This is a genomic window from Fibrobacter sp. UWB13, from assembly GCF_900177805.1.
Taxonomy (GTDB): domain Bacteria; phylum Fibrobacterota; class Fibrobacteria; order Fibrobacterales; family Fibrobacteraceae; genus Fibrobacter.
This window is the reverse complement of record NZ_FXAX01000004.1, coordinates 1-14,945: the sequence shown is the minus strand read 5'-3', so window position 1 is coordinate 14,945 and position 14,945 is coordinate 1. Positions and strand designations below refer to the sequence as shown.

The window sequence follows — 14,945 nt, the reverse complement described above, 5'->3', positions numbered from 1 at the left end:
TGTCAAATTGAATTTAATTGAATTTTTTCGAGGAAATATGGATTTTTTTGAATTTTTGAATACCGCTGTGACGCCGTACCATACTGTAGACGCTTTGAAGTCGTTTTTTAAGGCAAATTCTTTTGCTGAAATGGAATTAGGCGCAAGTCTTGAGCCTGCAAAAGCCTATTTCGTGTGCCGCGAAGGTTCTGTCATTGCGTTCCGTACGCCAAAACAGTGGTGTGACACGTCGAAGTTCAGGATTGCGCTTGCGCATACGGACTTTCCGACGCTTAAGATTTCCCCGAATCCAGATGGCGTGAATGCGGGTGTGTGCACGCTCCATATGGAGGTTTACGGTTCTCCGCTTTACACGAGCTGGCTCGACCGCGATCTTGGATATGCAGGGATGCTCGCATACGTCGATGCCGATAATTCAACGCTCAAAACGAAGCTCTTCCGCGGTGAAAAACTTTTCAGGATTCCACAGTTGGCGGTTCACTTGAACCGAGGTGTGAACCAGGATGGTCTCAAGGTCAATCCTCAGATTGATTTCAATGCACTGTGGGCATGCGCTTCGGAAGGTAATGCTTCTGAAAATCGTAAGAACTTGTTTGTGAAGGCTCTTGAAAAGGAGCTCCCTGCGGGGGCTCGCCTGATTGATTTTGATGTGCAGTTATTTGATGCGCAGCCTGCAAATCGTGGTGGCTTTAATGACGAATGGATTTATTCGGGCAGGCTCGACAACTTGAGCAGTTGCCATGCCATTGCCGAAGCGATTGTTGGAGCCAAGTCGGCTGAAAACGATTGTTTTGTGGCGTGTTTCTTCAACAATGAAGAAGTCGGTTCTAACACCCGCGAAGGTGCCGCCAGCAACTTTTTAAAGAGTGTCTTGGATTCTATCGCTTCGCTCCAGAATGACTGTCACCCTGGAGTGCGCGAGCACGATAGGGCCCAAGCGCCTCTCTCGTCTAGTATCGCCCTCTCTATCGACATGGCACATGCCGAGCACCCGAATCACGTGGAAAAACACGAACCGAATCATGCGCCACTTTTGGGAAAAGGTATTGTACTTAAGACAAATGCACAAAAGCGTTACGCGAGCGACTTGATGAGCTCTGCTCAGCTCCGTTTGCTTTGCGAGCAGGCGGGAATCCCGTTGCAGGTATTCATCATGCGAAACGACATGCCCTGTGGCTCGACGGTCGGCCCTACGGTTTCTGCAAATCTCGGAATCCCGACGGTCGATATTGGCGAACCTATGCTTAGCATGCACAGCATCCGCGAGATGATGGCCGCGAGCGACCACGAAGACATGATTAAGCTTGTGAAGGCTCTGTATTGCTAGTAGTCTTGCTTGCCGAAGCTTGTCATGCCCGTCTCTGAACGGGCATCTCCTTTTTGAAAAGTCTCTCTACGGGCTTTTCGACAACGTATTTGAAGACAATCGCCACAACCAAAGTCAAACCAAATACGGCGAGGGCGTAAGGGATGTAATACGCGATGGCATTGAAAAATGTCATTGCGGCTCCCGTTTTCCAGAAAATCGTGCTGCGCAAATTTCCCGTTTCAAGGATGACCATGAAATGGAAAAGGTAAATCGCGAATGTGCAGGAACCAACGTAATTGATGATGCGTGCCACGATGCCCTTTGCTTTGATTAATGTACCAAGTGCGTACACGGCGATGAACATTCCCACAGTCGTTATAAAGCAAGGCGAACACTGGAGCCAACGGAATCTGTTGTTCGCGTAATTCTCGCCGTATTCGGTGAACATGTAATATTGCAGGCCAAACTTGATGAAAAAGCCGAGTAGATAAATAACGATGCCGATGGCAAAAAGCTTGCTCCGCTTGTTTTCAAATTTGCAGATGAACAGTGAAAGTTCGTATCCGAGAATAAGGAAAATAGTGCAATACCCCCAAAGGAATTTTTCGAAATCAATCATGCTCAACTTGAAAAAATATTGCACGTCGCCAATGACTGCAGCACCGATGGCAGTTCCCAAAAGAGTCTGCCTTAATTTGTTCTTTTGCGGGCTGTCTTGACAAACGAAAGCTAGCATCGGGAAAAAGAAGATAAACGACATGTAAGTACAAATGTACCACAAATGGTCGCCGGGGAGTAACCTGAAAATGAATCGTCCGAGATAATCCCAGTCGGCATTTAAAATGGAATTGAGTGGTGTTGGACTGTTGTAATAACGGTAAATGATGTTGATTAGGATATAGACAATCGTGGGGATATAAACGCGGGAGAAAAATGATTTTGCTCTATGCGGGAAAGTCGGGATGATGTCTGCATCGGACTTGATTCTGCCAAAGAAAAAGAAACCGGTTACCAGTAAAAATAGCGGAACGTCGTCGGCGAGGATTGTCGAAATGGCGAGTCTACCGCTAATCAGTTCATTGTTGTTTAAGATGCTGATTTGACTATGTGCCATAATCACTAGCAGGCACGCCACAATCCTAATGAGTTCTATGGAATGATTTTTACACGTTGTGCTCTTTATTTCGGGCATAACAGTTCCTTCTCCGTTGTAAATCCTAGCATTTAAATTTATAAAATGGGAACAATGTAAATGGCAATGTGCCAAAAGATTTCTATAATTTCCAAATCAAATTACGTAAAAGAATATTATGCAAAAAAGTTCAAACGCAATCGATAATTTCTTAACGCCCGATGATACCAAAATTATGAAGGGGATTGCAATTGTTTGCATGCTCATGCATCACCTTTGGTTTTTCCCGAATCGTATTCCCGGTGGTGGCGTTGTGGGCTTGTTCACATTGTTTGGTATGCCTTCGACTCTTTATTTGGGAATTTTTGGTAAAATTTGCGTACCGATGTTTTTCTTCTTTGGCGGCTATGGCGTTTACAAGAGCAGTTACGGAAAGTCGTATGATATCGTTGGTAGGCTTAAGAGACTTTACTTTGCTTATTGGAAAGTTTTTCTCGTTTTCATTCCGATAGGATTCTTGTTCTTCTCTTCGCAGTTTCCGTATTGCATTGATCCTTTTATTTACTCGCGCTTTGAAAAACTTGTGCCAAGAGAACTGCTCTCGAACTTTTTGGGATTCACCTCAACATACAACAGGGAATGGTGGTTCTTGATAAGTTATGCGTTTGCCTTGATTACTTTCCCGTTCATTCGTGCGATTATCGACCGCTATTCGGCTAGGGTGAATCTTTTTATTGTCGTCGTTGTGTCGCTTTTGTTTGCTCACATTTTCCCAGGGCTTAAAACAGTCCCTGCACTTGGCGTTCTTGGCAATAGCCACATGTATGTTCGCATGTTCTGCCAGATTGCACCGTATGCGGCTTGCTTCTGGATGGGCGCTGTTGTGGCTCGTAATGGGTTGTTCGACCGCTTGCATGATTCCGCAAAACAGCATGGACTCTTGAATCCGTTTGCGGATTTCCTCGTCTGGTGCATGGTCATTGTCATGCGTCAAAATGAAGTGGGCGAAATTTTTGATGTGTTCTTCATTCCCGTTTTGACGGTTGCGAGCATGGATCTCCTGAATCGCATGAAATTGCTGAAAAAGGGATTTTGGCATCTCGGTCGCCAGAGCACATTTATGTGGCTTATCCACCCGTTCTTCTGTTACTATTTCGATGTTCCGGCAAAGATTGTTGCAGCTCCGCGATATGCTATCCCGTCGCTGTTGGTGCTTATTGCAATGACGTATATTGCCTCTGTGCTTTTGGATTATTTCTGGAAGGGACTTGGTTTTGTGTATCGGAAAGCGAATTCCGTGAATATTCATTTTAAACATTTTGGAGCTTCTGGTGAAAAACGATAAGTCTATCCAGTACTTTTTGATTTGGGGCGTTATCTGCCTGCTTGCAAACTTGTTCTGTACAAATGCTGCTGCATTTGGTGGAGATCAAAATTATTGGGCGGATTGGGTCAAGCAACTGGCGAATAACGGGCTTGAACGCTTTAACGGCAACTATCCTCCGCTTTATGTTTTTTGGCTTTGGATTGTGGCGCAAGTCCATAACTTGGCAAACATCCCGATAGAAAAGGGAACCCTTCTCAAGTTCTTCTGCTTGTGGCCGGTTTATTTTGGACATGTAGGACTTGTCGATTTGGCGAGCCGACTGGTGGCGCGCTTCAAGTTGCCGAAGTACTCTGCACATCTCGTGCTTGCGTTTGTGGCCTTGAACCCGGCGCTTTTGCTCGACGGCCCGATTTGGGGACAGGTCGATTTATTCCCCTGCATCTTTGGCATTGCCGCTCTTTACTGCATCAACTTCCGCGGACTTTTAAAGTACGCTTCGATGTTCTTTGCACTTGCGCTTTTGGCAAAGTTCCAGATGATTTTGCTTTTGCCGATTTTCGGTGGCATTTTCCTCCGTCGCTATAAGCAGTCTTGGCGCGGGCTCCCGCTCATGGTGGTTGCAATTGCACTTGTGTTCTTGCCTTTCATCGTTGCAGGGAACCTCTCGGGGCTCCTCACGCATGCTTACCTCAACACGACGGAACAGTACCCGTTCTCGACTTACAATGCAGCGAACACTTGGATGTTCTTTGTGGGCAATACGAGCCGTGACGTGAATCCGCTTTTCGGACTCTCACCGGATGGCATTGGATTTTTGCTTTCGCCGTCCTGGCTTGGAAAGATTCTGTTCGTGATTATCTCTGCTTACATTTTGAAGTGCGCTCTCTTTGCCAAAACACTCCGCCGCACGTTTGAACTTGCGACTTGGGAAGCTTTTGCGTTCTTCCTTGTGTTGCCGGGCATGCATGAACGTTACCTGATTTACGCCGTTCCGTTTGCTTGCGTGTGGATGGTGGTTGAAACGAAGAAATCCTGGATCTGGTCAATTCTAGTGACTGCCATTTGTGCCATGAATATTTCGATGGTGAATGGCTTCAAGGGTGCCGATTTGTGGGTGCCGGTTTCTGGACTTGCGCTCCTCATCTTCATTGCGGGTGTTGTGAACAACTTTGCCCCGCGTGCGTTCCCGACGCTGATTGAAAAGCTTGCTCGCATCCCGTTCCCGCGCTTTACGCCGTACGTGGTGCTTGCATTGTTCCTTTTCCCGATGCTCATTTCTGAAATTGTCGGACTCATGCCGGTCAATGTGGAACTTTCATCGAACCAGTTCTACCTCACGGATTTGCCGATTGACCATTACACGCAACAGTACGGGAGGCCTCGTGTGAACCGCGCTGTCGATGGCGCTACGCTTACTGTTCGTGGTCAGCAGTACAAAAATGGCATTGGCACGCACGCCAATTCTGAACTGTTCTTCAAGATGCCCGCGGATGCGGATTCGCTCGAATTTGTCGTGGGCATTGACGATGAAGCGGGTGGCGGTGGCTCCGTGCGCTTTATTGTGGCAACGCCCGAAGAAACGCTCTGGAAAGGTGACGTTGTATTTGGCAATAGAAAGCCGCAATCGGCTAAAGTCTATATCGGTGGTCAGCAGACGATTATCCTCAAGGCAGATGCCGATGGCGACAACGCTTACGACCATGCCGACTGGCTGAACGTCATCGTGACAAAGAGGAAGTAATGGACAAGGTTTTTGCTTGGCTGAAATCGCGAACGGCTGCGCAATTTGTCTTTGCTGTAATTTTGCTGCTAGGGACGTTTGCGCGTGTCTACATGTTCGGCTCCGTGCCGGGCGATATCAACCAGGACGAAGCTTTTGCGGGCTATAACGCCTATACGCTTTTACACCATGCTGCTGATTCTTACGGCTACCGCTTGCCGGTTTACCTGACTGCTTGGGGTTCCGGCATGAACGCACTTGAATCGTATTTGATGATTCCGTTTGTGGCACTCTTCGGGATGCATGTCTGGGTGATCCGTTTGCCGATGCTTTTGGTGGGCCTCTTGTCGCTTGCGGCGGTTTACTTCTTGGTGCGCCGATTCTCGAGCGAACGCTTTGCTTTGGGAGCAACACTTCTGCTTGCGATTTCTCCATGGCATGTGATGCTTTCGCGCTGGGCTCTTGAATCGAACTTGGCGCCGGGTTTTGTGCTGTTCGGACTTTTCTTCTTTGTGAAAGGTCTTGAAAAACCGAAGTTCTTGATTGCCTCGGCTGCATTTTACGGACTCTCGCTTTATGCGTATGCGACCATCTGGGTGGCCGTTCCGTTCATTATTTTGCTGAACGTGCTTTATGCACTTTGGACAAAGTCTATTCACAACAATCGTTACACTTGGATTTCGCTTGGCGTGCTTGCTGCACTTGCGCTCCCGCTTATGCTCTTTATGTTCGTGAACAAGGGCGTCATCAATGAAATCCGCTTGCCGTTCATTAGCATCCCGAAGCTTGTTTATTTCAGGGAGAGTGAAATTTCGTTTGAGCGCATCCCTGAAAATTTCATGAACCTCTGGAATATTTTGAAGAACCAGTCCGATGGACTCCCGTGGAATTGCATCCGCAATTTTGGGCTTTTCTATCCGGTGACACTTGCGTTCTTTTTTGTCGGGCTTGTCGAAAACATTTGGCAGGTCGTGCGTGATGTAAAGTCGCGCAAGCTTGGGCTCTCGTTCTTTATGATTGTCTGGCTGCTCGCCGCTTTTACGATTGGAATTTTAATCAATGTCAATGTCAATCGCGTGAACTTGATTTTTATCCCGATTATAATTATGGCTGCGCAAGGGATTATTATCGCGTTTAGCTATATCCACCCGAAGTTGATTTATGTTCCGTTGGTGGCGTACCTCTTGAGCTTTGCCAATTTTGAACGTGAATATTTTACGGTATATAAGGACCAGATTGCAAATCCGTTCTGCGAAGGCATTGGCGATGCCATGGAATTTGCGCAGTCGCAGTCGAAACCGGGCGATAAAATTTATGTGGACCCGAACGTGAGCTACCCGCGAGTACTTTTTTATGGCAAGGTGGACTTGAATTCTTACCTTTCGACGGTGCGCTACACGAATTTCCCGAGCGCGTTCCTCTACGTGCACGAATTTGACCGCTATGTTTTCACGTTTGATTTGGGCAATGCCGATACGCAAGCCGTTTATCTTATGGAAAACAAGGATTCAAGGCTTTCGTGGTTTGAACAGCGCGGCTTTTCAGTCCGTAATTTTGGAAAATATATTGTAGCATACCCCACAAAATTACTCTGAGAAGTTGAAATTTGATATATTGGTGTTCGAAAAAGAATAAGAAGTGTGAATATGCGAATTTCTACTGTATTTAAGATTTGTTCTTTGACGATGCTTATGGCTGTGGCGACGTTTGCCCGACCAATCAATGATGGCAACAAGCTTTTTGCCGCTGGCGATTATGCCGGTGCGCTTGAAAAGTACATGAAGGCCCGCGAAGCGGAGCCCGCAAATCCGCTTTTGTTCTACAACATTGGAACGTGCCAATACAAGCTTGGCAATTTTGAAGAAGCCAAGAAGGAACTCGAAAGCGCTGTGCGCATGCCCGACAGGAATATGGCGGCGAAGGCGGCGTATAACTTGGCGAATACGCATTTCCGCGTGGGCGAAAAAGCTCAGGAACCGAGTGCGCGCATTGCGGCCTGGCGTGAATCGGTTGCTTATTTGAAAAAGGCAATTGACCTCGATAACGATTTTGAAAACGCGAAGAAGAACGTTGAAATTGTCCAGCGTAAGCTTAAGGAAGAACTCGACAAGCAAAAAGAAAACAAGGACCAGAACCAAAATCAGAATGACCAGAAACAACCTCCGCTGAGCGAAAAAGCTAAGCAGGTTTTGGCTCGTGCGCTCCAGCTTTGCAAGGATGGCAAGTATGCCGAAGGCAAGCAGATGCTCGAGAATCTGATTGCCGAAGATGAAACCGCAAGCCAATTGAGCGGCCATGTCCAGCGCATTGATGACGTTATCGAAATCAAAGCCGGTCGCAAGCCCAAGGCAAAGATTGACGCTAGCAACACCGACAACGACCTGGAGGTGATCTAATGAAGCAGTCTCTCTCCTCTCTCGTCATTCGTCTCTCGTCTGTAACTTTGTTCCTTGCATCCGTTGCATTCGCGGCTCCGAAGTCGGCTTCTGCCTACTATGGCGATGCGGCGTTCCAGTACATCGAAAACCGCTTGCCGACAGCAGAAATCACTTGCAACGAAGGCTTGCAATACTACCCGAACGATCAGAAATTGCAGATGCTCCTCGACCGCATTCACGAAGCGAAGGACGAGCAAAAGAACGAAAATAAGAAGAACGATCCTAAAAACGACCAGAATCAAGACCAAAATAATCAGGATCAAAACCAGGATCAGAATCAGGACAAGCAAAACCAAGACCAGAATAAAGATCAGCAGAACCAGGATCAGCAAAATCAGAACCAGAATGGCGACCAGAGTTCCTCTAGCGCCCAGAATGACCAAAACCAAGATCAACAGAATCAAGGTCAGAACGGTCAGTCTAGCAGTAGCCAGGGTGGCGATAGTTCTGATAGCAATGGCGGTGCCGGAGAGCAGCAGCAGCCCGAACAGTCCGAAGGGAATTCCAGTGATAGTAACGGCGGTGAGCCAGAACAGCAGCCGCTTCAACCTGGCGAAATGACTCCTGAAGAAGCGGCCCAGCTCCTCAAGGACTTTGACGAACAGAACGGTGAACGCAAGCCCTGGAAACCCGTCCGCGGTCAAGCTCGCCCGGCTAAGGATTGGTAAGATCTATAATCCTTTATTAGCGATTTTACAACTCAAGTAAATAAATCTTCACTTTGTACATGTTTTTTCTTGTGTAAAGCTTAAAAAAATTGTACATTAGTAAGGACAATTTAATAATGAGGATTTATATGAAAAAAGTTCTTGCCGTACTCCCTGCGGTCGCCCTTGCTATGACGGGTTGCGTATCGTCTTCCGATGATTCCAGCTCCGTGGCTCCAACTCCAGCCGCCCTCCCGACGGACTATATCATTTCTGAAATGGGTGAATATAGCTATGCTGCCGATGGCACCTTGGAAATTACCAAGGCTACTTGCACGGATTATGCAAACGAAGCTGTTTGGAAAAAGACGACTCAGCATGGTGCATTGACGGATGCTGGCAACGGCACGGCTCAAATGGATTTGGGTGATGGTGCTGGCAAGAACACTTATGAATTTAGAGTTGCTGCCGGTGAACAGTTCCCAGAAGGCAATTTCTATAAGAGCGCGACAGTTAAAAGTCCGCTGATTGAAGGTGTCGTTCTCGAAGATCCGTATTACAGTGATGTTATCTATATCAATACGGATTGCATTTTCGAAAACTTTGGCGAAATGCAAGAAACGCTTTCCTTGATTGCGAAAGTTCCGAAGAACTCTATTAACATGAGCTGCAAGACTCTCAGCATTGAAGGTCTTGAAATGACTTATGTCTCTCATACGCAGGGTTCCATTGAATATACGGTGTCGTATGGTGGCGTGACTAGCACCGTCAAGCAGGGTTTCCGCTATGCGTATGTCGAAAATGATTGTAAAAAGGCTTTTAAGGATTATCAGCAAGAATATGAAAACGGCGAAACGCAGGAATTCTTCAATTTTGATCTCTATGATCAGGACATCTCTGCTTCCGCTGAATTTGTAGACTTGATTACAAACTTCCATAATAGGACGGGTCTTGCCAAGTCTGCCGAAACGCCGACGATGACCGAAAAACAGATTAAGGATATTTTCCGCGCTATTGGTTCCAAGCTCCGCCACGGCAAGTAATAAACGCTATTCATAATAGGTACAATGCACCCTGCAAATGTGGGGTGCTTTTTTAATGTGTAAAGATAAACGTTGCAATATTCTGTTTATTTTCATATCTTAATGATATGGTTGTGCGGAAATATTTCTTTCTATTCTTTTTGGTTTTGTTTTTTGTCTCGTTTGCGGTGGCGACTCCTGTTGCGCGTCCATCGACGAGCGGTAAACTTCATGTTGTGGGTACGGAGCTTCACGACGAGCATGGGAATGTCGTCGTTCTTAAGGGCGCAAGCACCCATGGTCTCACGTGGTTTCCGCAGTTTGTGAATAACAAACTGTTTAAGCAACTCAGCACAGAGTGGAATGCGAACCTCATTCGCCTTGCCATGTACTCCAAGGACTATGTGGAGGGCGACCGCAAAAAGAACATGGAAATTTTGCGCAAGGGGGTTGAATACGCCATTGCAAATGACATGTATGTTATTGTGGACTGGCATGTTCTAGAAGATCAGAATCCTAATGTGTATCTTGCCGAGGCGATTTCCTTCTTTAACGAAATGGCTAGGGAATATGCGAATGTCCCGAACGTGATTTTTGAAATTTGCAATGAGCCCAATGGCGACTGCACTTGGGAAGACATCAAGGAATATGCGCATGTCGTTATCCCGGTGATTCGCAGGCACAAACCTGATGCTCTGATTGTCATTGGTACGCCAAACTATGCTCGTGAAATCCAGTACCCGGCAGAGGATCCGCTTCCGTTCGACAACGTGATGTATTCGTTCCATTTTTATGCAACTTCGCATACTTATGTCTTTCGTGCAAAACTTCGTAATGTCATGAAACGAGGAACGCCGATATTTATTACGGAAAGTGGTCTTTGCGAAGAATCGGGTGATGGAAAAATTGATTTTGAAAATGTAAGGATTTGGTATAGCTTGATTGACTCCTTGCATATAAGCTATACCATTTGGAATCTTTCGAATAAAGAAGAAGAATCTTCGATGATCCGTGATGATTCCCGTGCTGTGGAATATTTGACGGATGGTGATTTGACAATTTCGGGACGTTTTGCAAAGGCGCTATTCCAAGGAAAACCGATTGATCAAATTACGCTTGAGTATAGCGCGATTGAAAATTTCAAGATTTTAGCCCGTTCTAAGCCACACAAGGTCTGGCTGATGTTTGCTGGGCCTCTGTTTATTTTTCTCTTTCTGTGTCTTGCGTTGGAAAAGTACAGAAAGCGTTCTAAAAACAAAATTATCCGCTCTTACGATGACTTGCTAAAATACAGTACGGACGAAGCGGCAAAAAAATTTAATAAGAGCCCAGCCAAGGTGATTTTTGGCGATATGTTCCTCTTGTTTAGTACGCTCTGCACGCTCGTTTACCTCTGCTGGCGTGTGTCATGCTCGATTCCGTATGCTTATGGCTGGATAGCTGTGGTGGGGAGTTTTCTCCTGCTTGTTGTAGAAGTTCTCGGCTTTTTTGAATCATTTGTCCATTACGGTGGTTTGCTCAAGTTGCGCGATCATCCGCTTCCAAAAATTGCAGATGAAGAATTCCCGGATGTCGATATTTTCATTTCGACGTACAACGAGCCTGTGGAACTTTTGCGCAAGACGATTATCGGCTGTAAGCACATGGAATACCCGGACAAGTCCAAAGTCCATATTTGCCTGTGCGATGACAACCGCCGTCCGGAAATGCGTGCCCTTGCCGAAGAGCTTGGCGTGATTTACTTTGATCGCCCGGATAACAAAGGTGCAAAGGCGGGAAACTTGAACGCTGCTCTTGCCCGGACGAATTCTCCGTATGTGGTAACGTTTGATGCCGACATGATTCCGCAACGGAAGTTCTTGCTCAAGACGATTCCGTACTTTGTCGATGCCGAGCGCATCAATGCGAGCTTGCCAAAGGAACGTCGCCGTGCGCTTGGTTTTGTCCAGACCCCGCAAAGTTTTTATACGCCTGACGTGTTCCAGCACAATCTTTATGCCGAGCGCGTTGTGCCGAATGAACAGGATTATTTCTATGACGTGATTGAGGTTGCAAAAACTTCAACGAACAGCGTAATTTACGGTGGTTCGAATACAATCCTTTCCCGTAAAGCGCTCGAAGATATCGGCGGATTCTATACAAAGTCTATTACGGAAGATTTTGCGACGGGCATGCTGATTGAATCGGCGGGTTATGTTAGCCTCGGGCTTTCTGAACCGCTTGCGTCGGGTGTTGCTCCCTCGACGTTCCAGGAACATGTGCAACAGCGCACCCGTTGGGGGCGTGGTGTGATTGCGACTGCAAGGCAGCTCAAGTTCTTGCGTAACCATAAATTGGATGTGTCGCAAAAGATGAGTTACTTGAATTCCGTGCTTTACTGGTTCTCGCCGATCAAGAACTTGATTTATCTCATTTCGCCGTTGATGTTTGCTGTGTTCTGCATCCCGATTTTCAAGTGTACGCTTGTGGACCTTGCGTTATTCTGGTTGCCGATGCACATTTTGCAAATCCTTGCACTCCGCGTTACGAGCCAAGGCAAAATCTCTGCGCAGTGGAGCGGTATTTACGAGACGTCCGTGATGCCGTTCCTCTTGATGCCTGTCGTGAAGGAGGTGTTTGGCATAACGCTTTCCAAGTTTAAAGTAACGAAAAAAGAAAAGGTAAGTGTTCGTAGAGTTATCGACAAGCGAAGCCTTTTGCCGTTTGCGGTTCTTTTGGTGCTCACGCTTGCGGGGATTGTACACATGACTTACATGATGGTGGCATTTGAATACATCGGAATTTTGGCGGTGCTGTTCTGGCTTGTGCGCAATTCGTATTACCTCACGATGTGCTTGTTCCTTGGTTTTGGTCGTGATTCTGATAGCGAAAATGTGAAGGTCTTTGCTGCCGATCTTGTTGCGCTCCACAAGGGCGATGGAAAACTTGTGGAAGGCGTGACGACCAAGCTAACCGAGCATTCGGTGGATGTCTTTGTCGATGAAGTTGATGTACTTTATTTGGGCGAGCAAGTAGAGCTTGGAATTTCTACGGACAACAAAGACTTGAATGTCAAGGGAACTGTTGTCTCGATTCATCATTCGTGCAACCCCAAAGTGCCGAGCGTTTATACGGTCGAAATTCTCGATTTCGCGGGTCAGAAAGACGAGTTTGTGCAAATGCTCTATGACCGCATACCGACATTGCCGCAACGCTTGCGCTTTGGCGATGAGTATATTCGCAACTTGTGGAAAAACCTAGGATGGCGAATTTTTAGAACTTAGGGGCTGGAATGGGTAGTACAAATAAAATTTCTGAATGACTTTCCCGTCCAAAAAGGTTATATTAATAAACGAAAAATAGGGGATTTGTTATGAACTTTGATGATTTGCTGTCGCACTATAAAGCTAAGGCTTGTGTTGTTTCTGTTGAATTTTTCCCAGATGGGACTTATGGAAATATCCGTGTAGTTGCGGGCAATAAAGCTCATTGCGATGACATGGCTGCGCTGAATCATCCGTTTGAACCCGGTTGCCCCTATGAGGCTTGTTTCCCCAAGAATCCGAATTTTGAAGAGCATTGCTTCCGTTGCATTCGCGATGGAAAGCCGCTCCATGCCTACGTGAATCTTTACATGATGGGTCTTTGGCTCAATATGTTCCTTTTGCCGCTTGATTCGGACAAAGAAAATATTGGCTATTGCATTTACTGTTATGACGTTGCCCCCAAGGCGGATTCTTCTGCGATGGCGGACCTTTCTGCGGATACCGCTGCTGACGTGTTGAAAGCTTGCATCAAGTTGCGTGGCTCGGGTAATATCAAGCACGCGTTCCAGGATGTGGTCGAGGATATCCGCAAGATTTGTGGCTCGGACCATTGCTGTATTTTGTTGACCGATGATGAAAAATGTACTTGCTCGATTTTTGCGGAATCTCTCCGTGAAGGGTCTGGGCTGTACCCGATGGCTCGCTATATACAGGGGTTCTATGCGATTTTGGAAACGTGGCCAGATACGCTTGCAGGGAGCACTTGCATCATCTTGAAAGATGACCGCGATATGGAAAATCTGCGCGAACGGAATCCTGTTTGGCATGCGTCTCTTCGTTATGCCGGGGTTAAAACAGTGGTGCTGTTCCCGTTGCGTCACGGTGGAAAGTTGCTCGGCTATATGTGGTCGCTCAACTTCAATGTCGAAGATGTCATGAAGATTAAGGAAACGCTTGAGCTTACAACGTTCTTTATCGCATCCGAAATTGCAAGTTATAAGCTTTTGAACAAACTTGAAGTCATGAGTACGATAGATTCCCTGACGGGTATCAAGAATCGAAACGTGATGAATAATTGGGTCAATCAGATTGTCGAAGGTCAGGTTCCGATGCCGGATGCTGTACTATTTGCGGACTTAAATGGGCTTAAACGAGTGAATGATGAACGTGGACATGCTGCGGGCGATAAGATGTTGCGTAAGGCAGCCTCGATTTTGCAAAGCGTTTTCCATGATGGCGAGGTCTTCCGTGCTGGCGGTGACGAGTTCATGATAATTGTGTCCAAAATCGCTGAAGATGAAGTCCGACGTCGTGTCGATCAAGTCCATTACTTGTCGAAAATTACAGAGGACGTTCGCTTCTCTGTCGGAGTCTGTTATGGTGAGAGCGATATACGTACTGCAATGCGACTTGCCGATGAACGCATGTACGCTGACAAAAAGTCGTATTACGAGGCTTTCCCCGGCTTAAAGTACCGGTAAAACGTTTGTTTTTCATTCGTTACCCTGGGCTTTCCTCTAGTTGTCATGCCGGACCCTGTTCCGGCATCGCCCTTTTCCTGAGGATTGTCTTCTTTCAATCGTCACCCTGAACGAAGTGAAGGGTCCAGTCAATTCTTTCCTTTGGCGAAAAAAAAGATTTCTGTTTATAGGTTGTTGACTTTGTGTATTTCCGGCGGCGTTCATCCCGTTCTCATCGAAAAAAGTGAAAAAAATGAAATTTTTTTCGAATTTACCCCTTGCAAAGATATCTGAAAATTCTATAATTGGCGCCGTTCCTGAGAGACGAGGTCGAAACCGAGTCACGAAGGAAAAAGCGAAAGCCCGCGAGACTTTCGGGAAGATTGAAGGAATCGGAGATGTGCTTAGTGACGGCCCAAGAAAATTTCTTGGAAGTCAATTAATCAAGAGGCGAGAGTCGCGACCAAGCCTGCTTGGGCATGACCGAGCCGAAGATTTAAGCGATACTTTAAGTATCGCCAATTTACGAAAAACAGGACAGACTATTTAGAAAATCAATGAAGAGTTTGATCCTGGCTCAGAACGAACGCTGGTGGCGTGTCTTATACATGCAAGTCGAGCGAGGCAGCAATGCCGAGCGGCGAA

The 14,945-nt window shown here is 46.6% G+C and carries 11 protein-coding genes and 1 rRNA gene; 11 read left to right on the top strand and 1 reads right to left on the bottom strand.

What is annotated here, in order from left to right:
- The first annotated feature begins 37 nt into the window (after positions 1-37).
- Entirely contained in the window at positions 38-1,327 is a 1,290-nt protein-coding gene (locus B9Y77_RS13680; protein WP_085492041.1) for a M18 family aminopeptidase, read from the top strand.
- A gap of 22 nt (positions 1,328-1,349) precedes the next feature.
- On the opposite strand, the gene B9Y77_RS13675 is transcribed toward B9Y77_RS13680, so the two are convergent.
- On the bottom strand, positions 1,350-2,501 hold the full coding sequence (locus B9Y77_RS13675; RefSeq protein ID WP_085492040.1) for an acyltransferase: 1,152 nt from the start codon (positions 2,499-2,501) through the stop codon (positions 1,350-1,352).
- 118 nt (positions 2,502-2,619) lie between these two features.
- Between B9Y77_RS13675 and B9Y77_RS13670 the strand changes: the two genes are divergently transcribed.
- The 10 genes from B9Y77_RS13670 to B9Y77_RS13625 all read left to right on the top strand — a co-directional run.
- A complete protein-coding gene (locus B9Y77_RS13670; RefSeq protein ID WP_085492039.1) occupies positions 2,620-3,786 on the top strand; it encodes an acyltransferase family protein in 1,167 nt (388 codons plus the stop codon).
- Complete coding sequence (locus B9Y77_RS13665; protein ID WP_254900051.1) at positions 3,773-5,509, top strand: NPCBM/NEW2 domain-containing protein; 1,737 nt, start codon at positions 3,773-3,775, stop codon at positions 5,507-5,509. Before B9Y77_RS13670 ends, B9Y77_RS13665 begins: the two co-directional genes overlap by 14 nt.
- On the top strand, positions 5,509-7,083 hold the full coding sequence (locus B9Y77_RS13660; protein WP_085492037.1) for a glycosyltransferase family 39 protein: 1,575 nt from the start codon (positions 5,509-5,511) through the stop codon (positions 7,081-7,083). Before B9Y77_RS13665 ends, B9Y77_RS13660 begins: the two co-directional genes overlap by 1 nt.
- A gap of 51 nt (positions 7,084-7,134) precedes the next feature.
- Entirely contained in the window at positions 7,135-7,884 is a 750-nt protein-coding gene (locus B9Y77_RS13655) for a tetratricopeptide repeat protein (protein ID WP_085492036.1), read from the top strand.
- On the top strand, positions 7,884-8,594 hold the full coding sequence (locus B9Y77_RS16080; RefSeq protein ID WP_176221774.1) for a hypothetical protein: 711 nt from the start codon (positions 7,884-7,886) through the stop codon (positions 8,592-8,594). Before B9Y77_RS13655 ends, B9Y77_RS16080 begins: the two co-directional genes overlap by 1 nt.
- A 128-nt stretch (positions 8,595-8,722) precedes the next feature.
- Positions 8,723-9,616, top strand: a complete 894-nt coding sequence (locus tag B9Y77_RS13645) for a hypothetical protein (protein ID WP_073425426.1) — start codon at positions 8,723-8,725, stop codon at positions 9,614-9,616.
- Positions 9,617-9,756: 140 nt separating this feature from the next.
- Positions 9,757-12,858: a cellulase family glycosylhydrolase gene (locus B9Y77_RS13640; RefSeq protein WP_254900050.1), complete on the top strand. Its 3,102-nt coding sequence runs from the start codon at positions 9,757-9,759 to the stop codon at positions 12,856-12,858.
- A gap of 89 nt (positions 12,859-12,947) precedes the next feature.
- The gene (locus B9Y77_RS13635) at positions 12,948-14,321 is read left to right on the top strand and encodes a diguanylate cyclase domain-containing protein (RefSeq protein WP_085492034.1); all 1,374 of its coding nucleotides are present in this window, start codon (positions 12,948-12,950) and stop codon (positions 14,319-14,321) included.
- A gap of 232 nt (positions 14,322-14,553) precedes the next feature.
- Entirely contained in the window at positions 14,554-14,850 is a 297-nt protein-coding gene (locus B9Y77_RS13630) for a hypothetical protein (RefSeq protein ID WP_085492033.1), read from the top strand.
- A 4-nt stretch (positions 14,851-14,854) separates the two neighbouring features.
- Positions 14,855-14,945: ribosomal RNA gene (locus B9Y77_RS13625) — 16S ribosomal RNA — on the top strand; the annotation flags it as partial.